We start from the raw sequence: 15008 nt of genomic DNA, 5'->3' as shown, positions 1-15008 counted from the left end.
TTACATACGCTCCAGAGTTTCCAGGCCCAACAGTTCCAGGCCTTGCTTGAGGGTCCGTCCAGCCAGTGCGGCGAGGCGCAGGCGGCTTTGCTTCTGGGCTTCGTCGTCGGCGGTGAGGATCGGGCAGTTCTCGTAGAAGCTGGAGAACAATCCGGCGACTTCATACAGGTAGGTGCAGAGGATATGCGGCGTGCCTTTCTCGCCGACACTGTTCAGCACTTCGCCGAATTGCGCCAGTTTGGCGGCCAGTTCCTGTTCATGAGGCGCGTCCAGCACGATCTGGCCTTCGACTTCGCTGAAGTCCTTGCCCAGCTTGCGGAACACACCGGCCACGCGGGTGTAGGCGTACAGCAGGTACGGCGCGGTGTTGCCTTCGAAGTTGAGCATCAGTTCGAAGTTGAAGCTGTAGTCGCTGGTGCGGTGCTTGGACAGGTCGGCGTATTTCACCGCGCCAATCCCCACTACGCGGGCGATGTTGCGCAGGTCGGCTTCGGCCAGGTCCGGGTTCTTTTCCTTCACCAGGTTGTAGGCACGCTCTTGGGCTTCGTTCAGCAGGTCGATCAGCTTCACCGTGCCGCCGTCGCGGGTCTTGAACGGACGGCCATCGGCGCCGTTCATGGTGCCGAAGCCCATGTGTTCCATGTGCATCGGGTGGGTGATGAAGCCCGCACGGCGCGCCACTTCGAACACCTGCTGGAAGTGCAGGGCTTGGCGCTGGTCGACGAAATACAGCGCGCGATCCGCCTTGAGCACGCCGCTGCGGTAGCGCACGGCGGCCAAGTCGGTGGTGGCGTAGAGGTAGCCACCATCGGCCTTGACGATGATCACCGGCAGCGGCTCGCCGTCGGCGGTCTTGAATTCTTCGAGGAACACGCACTGCGCGCCGTTGCTCTCGACCAGCAGGCCCTTGGCCTTGAGGTCGTTGACCACATTGATCAGGTCGTCGTTGTAGGCGCTTTCACCCATCACGTCGGCCATGGTCAACTTGACGTTGAGCAGCTCGTAGATTTCCTGGCAGTGGGACAGCGAGATATCACGGAAGCGGCCCCACAGATCCAGGCATTCCTTGTCACCGGCCTGCAGTTTCACCACCAGGCCACGGGCCCGGTCGGCGAACTCTTCGGATTCATCGAAACGCTTTTTGGCGGCGCGGTAGAAGTTCTCCAGGTCCGACAGCTCGTTGCTGGTGATCGGGTTTTCCTGCAGATAGGCCATCAGCATGCCGAACTGGGTGCCCCAGTCGCCCACGTGGTTCTGGCGGATCACGGTGTCGCCCAGGAACTCCAGCACCCGCGCCACGCCATCGCCAATGATGGTCGAGCGCAGGTGGCCGACGTGCATCTCTTTGGCGAGGTTAGGTGCCGACAGGTCAATGGCCACGCGCTGAGCCGGGCCGGCCTTACGTACGCCGATCTTGGCATCGGCGAGGGCTGCATCCAGGCGCGAAGCCAGGGCCTGGGTGTTTTGGAAGAAGTTGATAAAACCAGGGCCGGCGATTTCGGCCTTGGTCACACTCTCATCAGCCGGCAGCGCGGCGATGATTTTTTCCGCCAGGTCGCGCGGCTTCATGCCAGCCGGCTTGGACAGCATCATCGCGATGTTGCTGGCGAAGTCGCCGTGGGTCTTGTCTCGGGTGTTTTCCACCTGGATCGCCGGCGTCAGGCCTTCAGGCAACACACCTTCGTTGACGAGTTGGGTGAGGGCTTGTTGGATCAGCTGGCGAATGGTGTCTTTCATGGTGTTCTCTTTCGACCGCAAGCGGCGGCGCGCGATGCGCAGGTGGAAAAACTGGGCATTATCCGTGGCGAGGGCGGGCTTGCCAACCTTCGTGGGACCTGTGGCCTGGGTTAATACAAATCTACCGGGTCTACATCCAACGACCATCGCACTTGTCGGCCGCTGGGCATTTGCTCCAGGGCAAGCAGCCAGCTACTTAATAGTCGATGCAGCGGTGCGCGTGAGGTTGCCTGCAAGAGTAGCTGAGCGCGATAGCGTCCGGCGCGGCGCTCCATGGGCGCGGGCACCGGGCCGAGCAGTTCGATGCCGGTCAGGCTCAGTTCGCCCAGTAAACCTTCGGCGACGCTGCATGCTTCATCAAGAAAACCTTCGGCCTGGCCGGGCTTGTGCGCTTCTGCTCGCAGCAATGCCAGGTGCGCAAACGGCGGCAGGCCGGCGGAACGGCGTTCGCTCAGTGCTTGTTCGGCGAAGGCAAAATAGCCTTGTTCGGTCAGTTGGATCAGCAAAGGATGGTCAGCGAGGTGGGTCTGAATAATCACCTTGCCCGGTTCCTCCGCGCGCCCGGCACGACCCGCGACCTGCACGATCAACTGCGCCATGCGCTCGCTGGCGCGGAAGTCCCCGGAGAACAAACCACCGTCGGCATCCAGGATCGACACCAGTGTCACCCGTGGAAAGTGGTGCCCTTTGGCGAGCATCTGCGTGCCCACCAGGATGCACGGCTGGCCTTTCTGAATAGTGGCGAACAGCTGATTCATCGCGTCTTTGCGCGACGTGCTATCGCGGTCGACTCGCAGTACCGGGTAATCCGGAAACAGAATGCCCAAGCGCTCTTCGGCACGTTCGGTGCCCGCGCCCACCGGACGCAGGTCCACCTTGCCGCACTGTGGGCAATGGCGAGGCACACGTTCCACATGGCCGCAGTGGTGGCAGCGCAGCTCGCCGTGGCGTTGGTGCACGGTCATGCGCGCATCGCAGCGCTCGCACTCAGACATCCAGCCGCAGTCATGGCACAGCAGTGTCGGCGCAAAGCCGCGGCGGTTGAGAAACACCAATACTTGCTGACCAGCGGCAAGGGTCTGGCCGATGGCTTGCTGCATCGGCCCGGAAATGCCGCTGTCCAGCGGACGGCTTTTGACGTCCAGGCGCATGAAGCGAGGCTGCTTGGCGCCGCCGGCGCGCTCATTCAAGCGTAGGAGCCCATAACGGCCGGTGTAGGCGTTGTGCAGGCTTTCCAGGGATGGGGTAGCCGAACCGAGCACAATCGGAATGTCTTCCTGGCGCGCGCGCACCAGTGCGAGGTCGCGGGCGTGGTAACGCAGGCCTTCCTGCTGTTTATAGGAGCCGTCGTGCTCCTCGTCGATGATGATCAGGCCGGGGTTTTTCATCGGCGTAAACAGCGCCGAACGGGTGCCGATAATAATGTCAGCCTCGCCATCTCGCGCGGCCAGCCACGACTCGAGACGTTCACGGTCGTTGACCGCCGAGTGCACCAGTGCGATGCGAGCGTTGAAGCGCTGTTCGAAACGCGCCAGGGTTTGCGGGCCGAGGTTGATCTCAGGGATCAACACCAGTGCCTGCTTGCCGGCCTGCAGGGTTTCGCGGATCAACTGCAAATAGACTTCGGTCTTGCCGCTGCCGGTGACGCCGGCCAGCAGGAACGCATGGAAACTGTCGAAACCTGCGCGAATCGCTTCATACGCCGCGCGTTGCTCGGGGTTCAGCGGTAATTCCGGCTGGGCCAGCCAATGTTCGTGGCGCGGGTCGGGGGCGTGCTTGCGGATTTCCACCTGCACCAGGCCTTTGGCTAGCAGCAGGTCGAGGCTGTCCTTGCTCAGCATCAGCTTGCTCAATAGCTGATGCGCTACGCCGTGTGGATGCTGGGCCAGGGTTGCCAGGGCTTCACGCTGGCGCGGGGCACGGGCGATGCGCGGGTCATCGAGACGGGCACCGGGCACCGTCGACCAGAAACGCTCCTGGCGTGCTTCGGCCAACTCGCCCTGACGCAACAGCACCGGCAGCGCCCAGCTCAAGGTGTCGCCCAGGCTGTGCTGGTAATACTGGGCGGTCCATAGGCACAGCTTGAACAGCGCGGGCGGCAATGGTGCGGTGGCGTCCAGGATGGCCAGGGCCGGTTTGAGCTTTTCGGCCGGGACTTCGCTGTGATCGGCGACTTCTATCAGAACGCCGATCATTTCCCGTCGGCCAAAGGGCACGCGCACGCGCATGCCTGGCTGCAATTGCGCTCGCAGCACGCCGGCCGGGGCCCGATAGTCGAACAGGCGGCGCAGGGGCGAGGGCAGGGCTAGGCGCAAAATAGCGTCGGGCACGCGGGGTTCCATATAAGGAGGGTGATGAGGAAGGGCGGGAGCCTAGCAGACAGGGCAAGGCTTGGGTATGCCATGGTTTTCTGATGAAAGGAGCTTTTATGTTGGGAATCGGCCGCAAGGGCCGCTTGCGCGTTTAAAAAGGTCTGGTAGAATCCGCGGCCTAATTACGTGCGGTATTCGACAATAGTGTCGAGTGGCGGCACGCTAGCCCGAGGAAGTGCCATGAAAGCCGATATCCATCCAGCGTACGAAACCATCGAAGTAACCTGCAGCTGCGGCAACAAGTTCGAAACTCGCTCGAACCTGTGCAAGCCACTGGGTACTGACGTATGCAACGAGTGCCACCCGTTCTACACCGGTAAGCAGAAGACTCTGGACACCGGCGGCCGCGTACAGCGCTTCGCAGATCGCTTTGGTGCTTTCGGCAAGAAGCCTGCTACTCCAGCAGAGTAAGGCTCAAAGGCCTTATGGGCTTTTGCCAGCTGTTGAAAAAGGCGTCCCTTGCGGGCGCCTTTTTTGTGCCTGGGATTTGGCTGTCGGCTGTTCAGGCCGAGGTGTTTTGCCCTGCACCGACGTCCGTGTCCCAGGTCGAGGTGCAGCGTGTGGTTGATGGCGATACCGTACGTCTCAAGGATGGCCGCAGCGTGCGGATGATCGGCCTTAATGCGCCGGAGACCGGCAAAAAGGGCCGAACCGATGAGCCCTATTCTGTCGCCGCTCGCCAGCGTTTGCAGGCGTTGGTGGCGGCCAGCGGCGGTCGCGTCGGCCTGGTGCCGGGGCGCGAGCCTAAAGATCATTACGGTCGTACCCTGGCCCACCTTTACGGTGGCAATGGCGAGAACCTGGAGGCGCAATTGCTGGCTGAGGGCCTTGGATTCCAGGTGGGCGTCGCACCCAATGTGGATCTCGTCGCCTGCCAGCAAGCCGCTGAAAACCGCGCCCGTCAGGCAAGTCTGGGCCTCTGGCGGCAATCGCCAATACAGCCCGTGGCGCAGCTCAAGCAATCCGGCTTTGCCTTGGTCAGCGGCCGCGTAAGCAAGATCGAACGCAATCGAGGTGGCATCTGGATAGAATTGGAGCGTTCACTGGTATTACGCATTGCACCCGATCTGGCCCACACATTCGATGTCGGTCTGCTTAATGGTCTGCAAGGCAAGGTAGTCGAGGCTCGGGGTTGGGTGCAGGATCGCTCCAAGCGCGGCGGCCTGAAACACGATCATGCGCGTTGGCTGTTGCCGCTGACCGATTCCAGCATGATCAAATTGACGTTTTAATAAAAAATTGTAGACATTTTTTATGTCGATTGTGAACAGTCTAGCCCTTGTATACCGTGGCTTTAGACTAAAGTACGTCGTTTCGGGGCCTTGACACCTGTGACTGCCCAGTCTTGTAGGGGCTTTACGACACGAGTATCCTCGGCGGTCCGTCGACCAACAGTAAAAGCGGAATGCCGATATGTCTGATTTGAAAACTGCCGCTCTCGAATATCATGCCCATCCTCGTCCAGGAAAGCTGAGTGTAGAGCTCACCAAAGCCACTGCCACCGCCCGCGATCTGTCGTTGGCCTACAGCCCCGGCGTGGCTGAGCCCGTACGTGAAATCGCTCGTGATCCCGAGCTGGCGTACAAGTACACAGGCAAGGGCAACCTGGTTGCAGTGATTTCCGATGGCACCGCGATTCTTGGCCTGGGCAACCTCGGCCCATTGGCTTCCAAGCCAGTCATGGAAGGTAAAGGCGTGCTGTTCAAGCGCTTCGCCGGCATCGACGTTTTCGACATCGAAGTCGATTCCGAGAGCCCGCAGGCCTTCATCGACACCGTCAAGCGTATCTCCATCACCTTCGGTGGCATCAACCTGGAAGACATCAAGGCACCTGAGTGCTTCGAGATCGAAAAGGCCCTGATCGAGCAGTGCGACATTCCGGTATTCCACGATGACCAGCACGGCACCGCGATCGTTACCGCGGCCGGCATGATCAACGCCCTGGAAATCGCTGGGAAAACCCTGTCTGACGCCAAAATCGTCTGCCTGGGCGCCGGTGCCGCGGCTATCTCCTGCATGAAGCTGATCGTGAGCATGGGCGCCAAGCTGGAAAACATCTACATGGTCGACAGCAAGGGCGTGATCCAGTCCGAGCGTACCGATCTGAACCAGTACAAGGCGATGTTTGCCCACCCGTCCTCCAAGCGCACCCTGGCTGACGCCCTTGACGGTGCAGACGTGTTCGTCGGCCTGTCCGGCCCGAACCTGCTGAGCGCCGAAGGTCTGAAGTCCATGGCGGCCAACCCGATCGTATTCGCCTGCTCCAACCCGGACCCAGAGATCTCGCCGGAACTGGCTCACGCCACCCGCAACGACGTGATCATGGCCACCGGTCGTTCGGACTACCCGAACCAGGTCAACAACGTTCTGGGTTTCCCGTTCATCTTCCGTGGTGCCCTGGACGTTCGCGCCAAGCGCATTAACGAAGAGATGAAAGTAGCCGCCGCCAATGCCCTGCGTGAACTGGCCAAGCTGCCGGTGCCTCAGGACGTGTGCGATGCCTACGGTGGTGCCAAGCTGGAATTCGGTCGTGAGTACATCATTCCGAAACCAATGGATAAGCGCCTGATCACCCTGATCTCCGATGCCGTGGCCAAAGCCGCCATCGAGACCGGTGTGGCCACCCTGCCGTATCCGAAGAACTACCCGCTGCAAAGCGTGGATGATGTGTTCAACGGCTAAGCCGTTGTAGCGCACCAACAAAAAGCCCCGGCTCTCGCGAGTCGGGGCTTTTTGCTGTGTGGCTATAAAAACCACGGCCTGCGCAGAACCAAAGGTGGGAGGGGGCTTGCTCCCGATGGCGGAGTGTCAGCCACTTGATGAGTTGGCTGCTCCACTGGTATCGGGGGCAAGCCCCCTCCCACATTGGATCTGTGTTCAAACACAGACTCCGTTAGAACAGGTCGATCGGCGCCGCCTCATCTGCCGGCAGCGGGCTGCCCGGTGCAACGCCGTTACCCAGTTCATTGACCGACGGCGGCGTGTCTTCGCTCTTGAACAGTTCGAAGTACGCATTCGGCGTGCTTGGCGATGCCGCACGGCCACTCACCGGGTCGATTCGCAGGCTAAGGATGCCTTCCGGCTCCGGCTGGGTATGCAGCGGTTTGTCTTTCAAGGCTGCGCCCATGTAGCTCATCCAGATCGGCAGTGCGACGGTGCCACCGAACTCTCGACGACCGAGGCTTTCGGGCTGGTCATAGCCAGTCCACACGGTAGTCACGTAGTCGGCGTTATAGCCGGAGAACCAGGCGTCCTTGGATTCGTTGGTGGTACCGGTCTTGCCCGCGATGTCCGCACGGCCCAAGGCCAGTGCGCGGCGTCCGGTGCCTTTCTTGATCACGTCTTCGAGGATGCTGTTGAGGATATACGTCGTGCGGCCATCCACGATGCGCTCGGCCACGGCAGGTGCCTGTGGTTCGGTTGCAGCGGTGTTTACGGCTGGCGAGGCGCCTGGTGTCGGCTCGATGGTAATACCGCCGTTGCTCGGCGCTGCCAACCCGTCAGTGGCCGCCACGCCGTTGACCACATCACCCGGCACGCGCGGTGGGTTGGCGGTGAACAGGGTGTCGCCATTGCGGCTTTCGATCTTGTCGATCAGGTACGGCGCGATTTTGTAGCCGCCGTTGGCAAACGTGCTCCAGCCGGTGGCGATTTCCATCGGCGTGAGGGTTGCTGTGCCGAGCGCCAGGGACAGGTTAGGAGGCAGGTCTGACTTGCTGAAGCCAAAACGCGTCATGTAATCGATGGTCTTGCCGACGCCCATCGCCTGCAGCAAGCGGATCGACACCAGGTTGCGCGACTTGTACAACGCCTCGCGGATACGGATAGGGCCAAGGAACGTGTTGGTGTCGTTTTTCGGGCGCCAGACCTTGTCCAGGTACTCGTCGACAAACACGATCGGTGCATCGTTGACCAGGCTGGCGGCGGTGTAGCCGTTATCCAGTGCGGCACTATAGATAAACGGCTTGAAGCTTGAGCCCGGCTGGCGCTTGGCCTGGGTGGCACGGTTGTAGTTACTCTGCTCAAAGGCGAAGCCACCCACCAGGGCGCGGATTGCACCGTTCTGCGGGTCCAACGAGACCAGCGCACCTTGGGCCAGCGGTACTTGGCTGAATTTAAGACTGTCGTCTTTCTGGCGTAGCACGCGGATCAGGTCGCCCACTTGCGCGACGTCTGACGGCTGCTTGGGCATCGGGCCCATGCTGTTGGTGTTCAGGAACGGGCGTGCCCACTTCATGCTGTCCCAGGCTACGTGGGCTTCGCCGGTGCGTGTCAGTACCTGCAGGCCATCTTTCTTCACCTGGGTGACGATGGCCGGCTCCAGCCCGCTGATCGCGCGCTGTTTACCCAGCTCGGTCGTCCAGGCGCTCAGGGTTTTGCCCGGCAAGCGCGATTCAGGGCCTCGGTAGCCGTGGCGCTGGTCGTAAGTGATCAGGCCGGAATGCACTGCGTCATTGGCGATGTCCTGCAAGTTGCTCGGAACCGTCGTCGTCACGCGGAAGCCTTCAGTGTAGGCCTCGCTGCCATAACGGCCGACCATCTCCGCACGTGCCATTTCAGCGATATAAGGTGCGTTCACTTCCGGCGTCGGTACGTGATAGCTGGCGTTCAGTGGTTCGGCTATCGCGCTTTCATAAGCGGCTTGGTCGATCTTGCCCAGTTTGTACATGCGCCCAAGGATCCAGTCGCGGCGCTCTTTACTGCGCGCCGGGTTGGCCAGTGGGTTGAAGCGCGAAGGCGCCTTTGGAAGGCCGGCAATCATCGCCATCTGCGCCAGGCTGGCGTCGCGAATGGACTTGCCGTAGTACACCTGGGACGCGGCTTCGATGCCGTAGGCGCGGTTACCCAAGTAGATCTTGTTAACGTAAAGCTCAAGGATCTCGTCCTTGGTCAGCTGACGCTCGATCTGCAATGCCAGCAGGATCTCGGTGGCTTTACGCGAAAAGCTGCGTTCGCTTGTGAGGAAGAAGTTCTTCGCCACCTGCATGGTGATGGTGCTGCCGCCGGATTGAATGTGTCCGCTTTTTACCAATTGTGTGGCGGCGCGAACCAGGCTGCTGGGGTCGACGCCATAGTGGTTGGCAAAATTATCATCTTCGGCTGACAGCAGGGCGCTGATGAAATTGGGCGGAATGTCGGCAAAACGGATCGGTGTGCGGCGCATTTCGCCGAACTCCGCGATCAGTTTTTCATCGCTGCTGTAGACCCGCAAAGGAATCTGCAACTGGATACTTCTGAGTGCCTCTACGGAGGGTAAACCCGGACTAAGGTAGAGGTAGGCCCCGCTGAGTACGAGCAGTAGCCCGCAGACGATCGCGACAATGGAGTACCCGAAAAACTTCAGCAGACGAATCAAGGCTTTTGGATTTCCAGAGAAAAGAATGAGTTAGGCGTCGGGGCATGCATGGCAAACGATGGATCGACCCGGGCAGCAGAGAAAAAGCGGGAAAAAACGCTGGGCATTAAAGCATTTTTCGGGTTGGGGCGTCATTCGCGCCACTTCAACATGCCGACCGAATGCGCGGCGCCCAGCCGCAATCAGGCGTTATGACAGGGAAAGTTTTGGGGAGTTTTATGGAAAAGGGATTTTTCAGGCGAAAAGACGACACCGTCCTGGGCGTCGACATCAATGAAGCGGGGATCAAGCTGGTTGAAATCAGTCGTTCAGCCAGCGGTTACACCGTGCAAAGCTACGCCACACAGGCGCTGTCTGCCCATTCGGTAGTCGATGGCACCCTGCTGGACCTGGAAGGTATTGGGCAGGCGCTTTACATCGCACTGTCTCGGCTTGGCACGTCGGCCAAGCGGGCGGCTGTTGCCGTTGCGGGGCCTTCGGTGATTACTCGGGTAATTGAAATGCCTGCAGGGCTGAGTGATGACGAAATGGCCTGGAGGATTCAGATGGAAGCAGATCAATACATTCCTTATCCGCTGGATGAAGTGGCACTGGATTTTCAGGTTCAGGGCATTTCGGCGCAGGGGGCAGCGCGGGTCGAGGTATTGCTGGCAGCCTGTCTCAAGGAGCACGTCGAGGCCCGTGAAGCCGTTTTGGCGCTGGCTGGGTTGGCGACCAGTGTCGTGGACATCGAAGAGTTTGCATTGGCGCACGCTTGCAGTCAGGATTTCGCCAGCTTCACACTTGGCCATCGAGTTGATGGTACACAGTGGGTCGTCGATGCCCCTGGGATGGGAGTCGCTTGCGGGTTGGCCCTGAGGAGTTTCGCTGGATGACACGAATCAATTTTTTGCCTTGGCGCCAGGCGCTGGCGGAACGGCGGCGTAAATATTTCCTGATGCTGCTGGCGGCGTTTGCCTGCGTGGCGCTTGCGGCGGTGTGGCTGGCGGATCAGGTGATCGACCAGGCGATCGACCGGCAGGTGACGCGCAATAATCATGCGAGCAAGGACGTCGCCGTGCTGGACTCGCGTATCAAGACCATTGATGACCTTCAGGTGCAAAGCCAGCAACTGGCGGAACGCATGAAGGTCGTACAAGACTTGCACGATAATCGCTCCGCCGGCGCACAACTGCTCGATCAGTTGGCCCGTGCGGTCCCTGATGGCGTGCATTTGCATGAGGTCGTCGCCAAAGGCGATACGGTGAGTATCAGTGGCAGCGCTGAATCCAGCCAGGACATTGCCCAGTTGATGCGCCGCCTGGAAGCCTCCGAAGGTGCACACTCTACGCGCCTGCAACATGTGCGAGCCGACGGCGCTCGCGGCACCAACGAATTCCAGTTGATGGTACGCCAGGGAGAATCCTCCGAGGCCCAGCCATGAGCCTGCCCAGGCTCGAATTTTCCGCGCTGACTCACAACGCTGCAAAATGGCCCTTACCTGGCAAAGTCCTGCTGGGCTGTGCGCTGGCCGGCATAGTGCTGGTGGTGGGTGACCTTCTATACCTGAGCTCATCACGGGAGCGATTGCGACAGGTCGAGGTTCAAGGTGTTGCCCTGCAGCAGCAACGCGCGGAAAAAACTGACGTGGCCGCGGATCTTGAAGACCAGGCTCGCCAGTTCCAACTGATGCAGGAAAAGGTCAGCGGGCTTCTTCAGCAATTGCCTGGTGAGTCCGAGGTGCCCGGCTTGCTGGAGGACATCGCTCGGTTAGCACTGGCTAATGGGTTGGTGATAGAGAGCGTCACGCCGTTGGATGAGCTGTCTCGGCCACTCTATAACGAACAGCCTGTCCAGGTCGGCGTCACCGGCGCCTATCACGACCTGGCGACGTTTCTGAGTGCCCTAGGTGGCCTCTCGCGCATCGCTACGGTGCATGACGTTGCTCTCCGAAGTGATGGCAAGCTACTGCGGCTTGATCTGCTGGCCAAGAGCTATTGGCGTAGCCAGAAAAGCGTTAAACGGGGCGCGCCAGCCCTGCAAGAACAACCCTTTGTCTACGACGCCTCCGGTCTACGTGATCCGTTCCAGCTCCTTGCCTTGCACGTCGATCACTCGCGTGGACGGGCGGCTGTTGCCCCAGACCTGGCTCGTTCGCGTGGAGCCTTGGAAGGTCTCTCTGTGGATCAGTTCGACATGGTCGGCACGTTGTCCCGCGGGGCGCAGACTTTCGTCCTGCTGCGCCAGGCCTCTACGTTGCATCGCCTGGCGGTCGGCGATTACCTCGGGCCGGATCATGGTCGAATCACAGCGATTCATGACGGCCATATCGAGCTGGTCGAGTTGTTTCCCGATGAACAGGGCGCATGGCTGGAGCGCCCGCGAACCCTCGTATTAAACCTCCACTCATAACGGAATCAAACAATGAAAAGGACTTTCTCGTCCTTCGGTGTGGCGCTATGGATAGCGTTCACGGCACCGATGGCTGTTGCTGTGCCCAATCGTGTGGATCTTATCCAGCTACCGCCTCCCGGGAATGCGGTGTCGGGCGCCTATACAGGTGAAAAGCTGAGCCTCAACTTCCAGGATATTGGTCTGCGCGCCGTATTGCAGCAAATCGCCGATGTGGCCGGCCTCAACTTGGTGGTCAGCGACGATGTGCAGGGCTCCATCACCCTACGCCTCAAGCATGTGCCCTGGGATCAAGCGCTGGATCTTGTGCTGCAAACTAAAGGTTTGGATAAACGGATAAAGGCCGGAGTGCTACTGGTGGCGCCCGCCGAGGAGTTGGCCGCTCGTGAATTGCTCACGCTGGAATCGCGCAAGCAGATGGCCGACCTGGCGCCCCTGCGGCGTGAATTATTGCAGGTCAACTACGCTAAGGCGGCGGACCTGGCCAAGCTGTTCCAGTCGGTGAACGGCTTTGAAGGAACGACGGATGAGCGCGGTTCGGTGGCCGTAGATGACCGCACCAACAACATCATTGCCTACCAGACCGGCGAGCGTTTGGAAGAGCTGCGCCGGATCGTGGCGCAGTTGGATATCCCGGTGCGCCAGGTGATGATCGAGGCGCGGATTGTCGAGGCCAACGTCGACTACGACAAAAGCCTGGGTGCGCGCTGGGGAGGTCGCCTCAATCGAGGGAATTGGGCCGCCGGAGGTATTCAGAAGCCTCAGTCGGACGGTGCCCAAACTCCTGAAAATGCACCCAGCTCGCCGTTCGTAGATCTGGGTTCGCTTACTGGTACCTCCGGCCTGGGCATTGCGTATATCACCGACAACCTGCTGCTCGACCTGGAACTGACCGCCATGGAGAAAACCGGCAATGGAGAAATCGTCTCACAGCCCAAGGTGGTCACCTCCGACAAGGAAACCGCGCGCATTCTGAAGGGCACGGAAATTCCCTACCAGGAATCCACCTCCCAAGGTGCGACGTCGGTGTCGTTCAAGGAGGCCTCCCTTTCATTGGAGGTTACCCCGCAAATCACCCCCGATGACCATGTGATCATGGTGGTCAAAGTCACCAAGGATGAGCCCGACTACCTCAATAAACTCAACGACGTACCGCCGATCAAGAAAAACGAGGTCAACGCCAAGGTGTTGGTCAAGGATGGAGAGACGATCGTCATTGGCGGTGTTTTCTCCAATACCCAAAGCAAAGTGGTAGATAAAGTGCCATTTTTGGGCGATGTGCCGTATCTTGGCCGCCTTTTCCGGCGCGATGTGGTGGCGGATAAAAAATCCGAGCTGCTGGTATTCCTGACTCCGCGTATTATGAATAACCAGGCGATTGCTGTGAGTCGTTGATTCTGTGCGAAATTTGATTCTTGTAGGACCGATGGGGGCTGGAAAAAGCACCATCGGCCGTTTGCTGGCCAAAGAGCTGCGCCTGCCATTCAAAGATTCCGACAAGGAAATTGAATTGCGCACGGGTGCCAATATCCCATGGATCTTCGATAAAGAAGGCGAGCTGGGCTTTCGTGACCGCGAGCAGGCGATGATCGCTGAGCTGTGCGGCTGCGACGGCGTGGTATTGGCCACCGGCGGTGGCGCGGTGATGCGCGATGAAAATCGTCGGGCGCTGCATGCCGGTGGTCGGGTGGTCTATTTGCATGCGTCGGTCGAGCAGCAGGTAGGCCGCACCGCCCGTGATCGTAATCGCCCGTTGCTGCGCACGGCCAACCCGGAAAAAACCTTGCGGGACCTACTCACGCTGCGCGATCCGCTGTATCGGGAAATCGCCGATCTGGTGGTGGAAACCGATGAGCGGCCGCCTCGCATGGTGGTCCTCGACATTCTTGAGCGCCTGCAACGGCTGCCACCCCGTTAAAGCCAGGCCCGAAATGCGCTATTCTCGGCGGCGCGCTATCACCCTGCAGGGTGTGGCGTAGAGCCATCAGGCGACGTCGGGTCTCGACGTTGCCGGTCGTCAACACATCTTCAACGCGGGGACACATGCAGACACTTAAGGTCGATCTAGGCGAGCGCAGCTACCCGATCCATATTGGCGAAGGTCTGTTGGACCAGCCCGAGTTGCTCGCACCGCATATTGCCGGGCGGCAAGTGGCGATCATCTCCAACGAAACGGTCGCGCCGCTGTATCTTGAGCGTCTGAGCCGCAGCCTGGCGGCGTACTCAGTGATTTCCGTGATTTTGCCCGACGGCGAAGCCCACAAGAACTGGGAAACCCTGCAACTGATCTTTGATGGCCTGCTGACCGCGCGCCATGACCGTCGCACCACCGTGATTGCCTTGGGCGGCGGTGTGATCGGCGACATGGCCGGCTTTGCGGCGGCCTGCTACCAGCGTGGCGTGGACTTTATTCAGGTGCCGACCACCCTGCTGTCCCAGGTCGATTCGTCGGTGGGCGGCAAGACAGGTATCAACCATCCGCTTGGCAAAAACATGGTAGGCGCGTTTTATCAGCCCCAAGCCGTGCTGATCGATACCGCGACCCTCAACACCCTGCCACCACGCGAGCTGTCGGCGGGCCTGGCGGAAGTCATCAAGTACGGGCTGATTTGCGACGAGCCGTTCCTGACCTGGCTGGAAGAACACGTGGACGCCTTGCGCGGCCTCGACCAGGTGGCGCTCACCGAAGCGATTTCCCGCTCCTGTGCCGCGAAGGCGCTGGTGGTGAATGCCGACGAACGGGAATCCGGTGTACGGGCCACTTTGAACCTCGGCCACACCTTCGGCCATGCGATCGAAACGCACATGGGCTATGGTGTGTGGTTGCACGGGGAGGCTGTAGCGGCTGGCACGGTGATGGCACTTGAGATGTCGCAACGCCTGGGTTGGATCAGCGCCCAGGAGCGTGATCGCGGTATCCGCCTGTTCCAGCGCGCCGGTTTGCCGGTCATTCCGCCTGAGGAGATGACCGAGGCCGACTTTCTCGAACACATGGCGATAGATAAGAAAGTGATCGACGGTCGACTACGACTGGTGCTGCTGCGCCGCATGGGCGAAGCGTTAGTGACCGACGATTATCCGAAAGAGATTTTACAGGCCACGCTGGGAGCGGATTACCGCGCCCTGGCCCAGCTTAAAGGTTAATAAGATCC

At 60.1% G+C, this 15008-nt stretch carries 12 protein-coding genes and 1 pseudogene; 10 read left to right on the top strand and 3 right to left on the bottom strand.

Translation table 11 applies throughout. From position 1 onward, the window contains the following. Positions 1 to 1737: an arginine--tRNA ligase gene (argS, locus tag ACVWXD_RS22650; protein WP_457371336.1), complete on the bottom strand. Its 1737-nt coding sequence runs from the start codon at positions 1735 to 1737 to the stop codon at positions 1 to 3. A 110-nt stretch (positions 1738 to 1847) separates the two neighbouring features. Then, complete coding sequence (locus tag ACVWXD_RS22645; protein WP_122753829.1) at positions 1848 to 4067, bottom strand: primosomal protein N'; 2220 nt, start codon at positions 4065 to 4067, stop codon at positions 1848 to 1850. 222 nt (positions 4068 to 4289) lie between these two features. Here ACVWXD_RS22645 and rpmE point away from each other — a divergent pair, with 222 nt between their 5' ends. From rpmE to ACVWXD_RS22630, 3 genes are all read left to right on the top strand, one after another. Continuing rightward, on the top strand, positions 4290 to 4520 hold the full coding sequence (gene rpmE, locus ACVWXD_RS22640; protein ID WP_049710411.1) for a 50S ribosomal protein L31: 231 nt from the start codon (positions 4290 to 4292) through the stop codon (positions 4518 to 4520). A 14-nt stretch (positions 4521 to 4534) separates the two neighbouring features. Next, positions 4535 to 5341: a thermonuclease family protein gene (locus ACVWXD_RS22635; protein ID WP_095186128.1), complete on the top strand. Its 807-nt coding sequence runs from the start codon at positions 4535 to 4537 to the stop codon at positions 5339 to 5341. 181 nt (positions 5342 to 5522) lie between these two features. Then, positions 5523 to 6791 carry a malic enzyme-like NAD(P)-binding protein gene (locus ACVWXD_RS22630; protein ID WP_032890259.1) on the top strand — a complete coding sequence of 423 codons (1269 nt, stop codon included), beginning with the start codon at positions 5523 to 5525 and terminating at the stop codon, positions 6789 to 6791. 211 nt (positions 6792 to 7002) lie between these two features. Here ACVWXD_RS22630 and ACVWXD_RS22625 read toward each other — a convergent pair whose 3' ends face one another. Next, positions 7003 to 9462, bottom strand: a complete 2460-nt coding sequence (locus ACVWXD_RS22625; RefSeq protein WP_371854028.1) for a penicillin-binding protein 1A — start codon at positions 9460 to 9462, stop codon at positions 7003 to 7005. 51 nt (positions 9463 to 9513) lie between these two features. Here ACVWXD_RS22625 and ACVWXD_RS22620 point away from each other — a divergent pair, with 51 nt between their 5' ends. The 7 genes and pseudogenes from ACVWXD_RS22620 (at position 9514) to aroB (ending at position 15000) form a co-directional block, all read left to right on the top strand. After that, positions 9514 to 9660 carry a hypothetical protein gene (locus tag ACVWXD_RS22620; protein ID WP_158234805.1) on the top strand — a complete coding sequence of 49 codons (147 nt, stop codon included), beginning with the start codon at positions 9514 to 9516 and terminating at the stop codon, positions 9658 to 9660. 23 nt (positions 9661 to 9683) lie between these two features. After that, entirely contained in the window at positions 9684 to 10340 is a 657-nt protein-coding gene (pilM, locus tag ACVWXD_RS22615) for a type IV pilus biogenesis protein PilM (RefSeq protein WP_181643787.1), read from the top strand. Next, on the top strand, positions 10337 to 10888 hold the full coding sequence (locus ACVWXD_RS22610; protein ID WP_095186126.1) for a PilN domain-containing protein: 552 nt from the start codon (positions 10337 to 10339) through the stop codon (positions 10886 to 10888). Before pilM ends, ACVWXD_RS22610 begins: the two co-directional genes overlap by 4 nt. Next, the gene (locus ACVWXD_RS22605) at positions 10885 to 11856 is read left to right on the top strand and encodes a pilus assembly protein PilP (protein WP_181643786.1); all 972 of its coding nucleotides are present in this window, start codon (positions 10885 to 10887) and stop codon (positions 11854 to 11856) included. Before ACVWXD_RS22610 ends, ACVWXD_RS22605 begins: the two co-directional genes overlap by 4 nt. A gap of 138 nt (positions 11857 to 11994) precedes the next feature. Then, positions 11995 to 13251, top strand: a pseudogene (locus tag ACVWXD_RS22600) (type IV pilus secretin PilQ); the annotation flags it as partial. A 4-nt stretch (positions 13252 to 13255) separates the two neighbouring features. Continuing rightward, entirely contained in the window at positions 13256 to 13774 is a 519-nt protein-coding gene (gene aroK, locus ACVWXD_RS22595; RefSeq protein ID WP_010213757.1) for a shikimate kinase AroK, read from the top strand. 125 nt (positions 13775 to 13899) lie between these two features. Further along, positions 13900 to 15000 (top strand): 3-dehydroquinate synthase, encoded by a 1101-nt coding sequence (gene aroB, locus ACVWXD_RS22590; protein WP_122682122.1) that lies wholly within the window; start codon positions 13900 to 13902, stop codon positions 14998 to 15000. Positions 15001 to 15008 lie beyond the last annotated feature (8 nt).

The sequence above is a fragment of the Pseudomonas sp. TE3911 genome, assembly GCF_054062775.1.
Note: the sequence above shows the minus strand (reverse complement) of the source record. Positions and strands in the feature narration are given on the sequence as shown.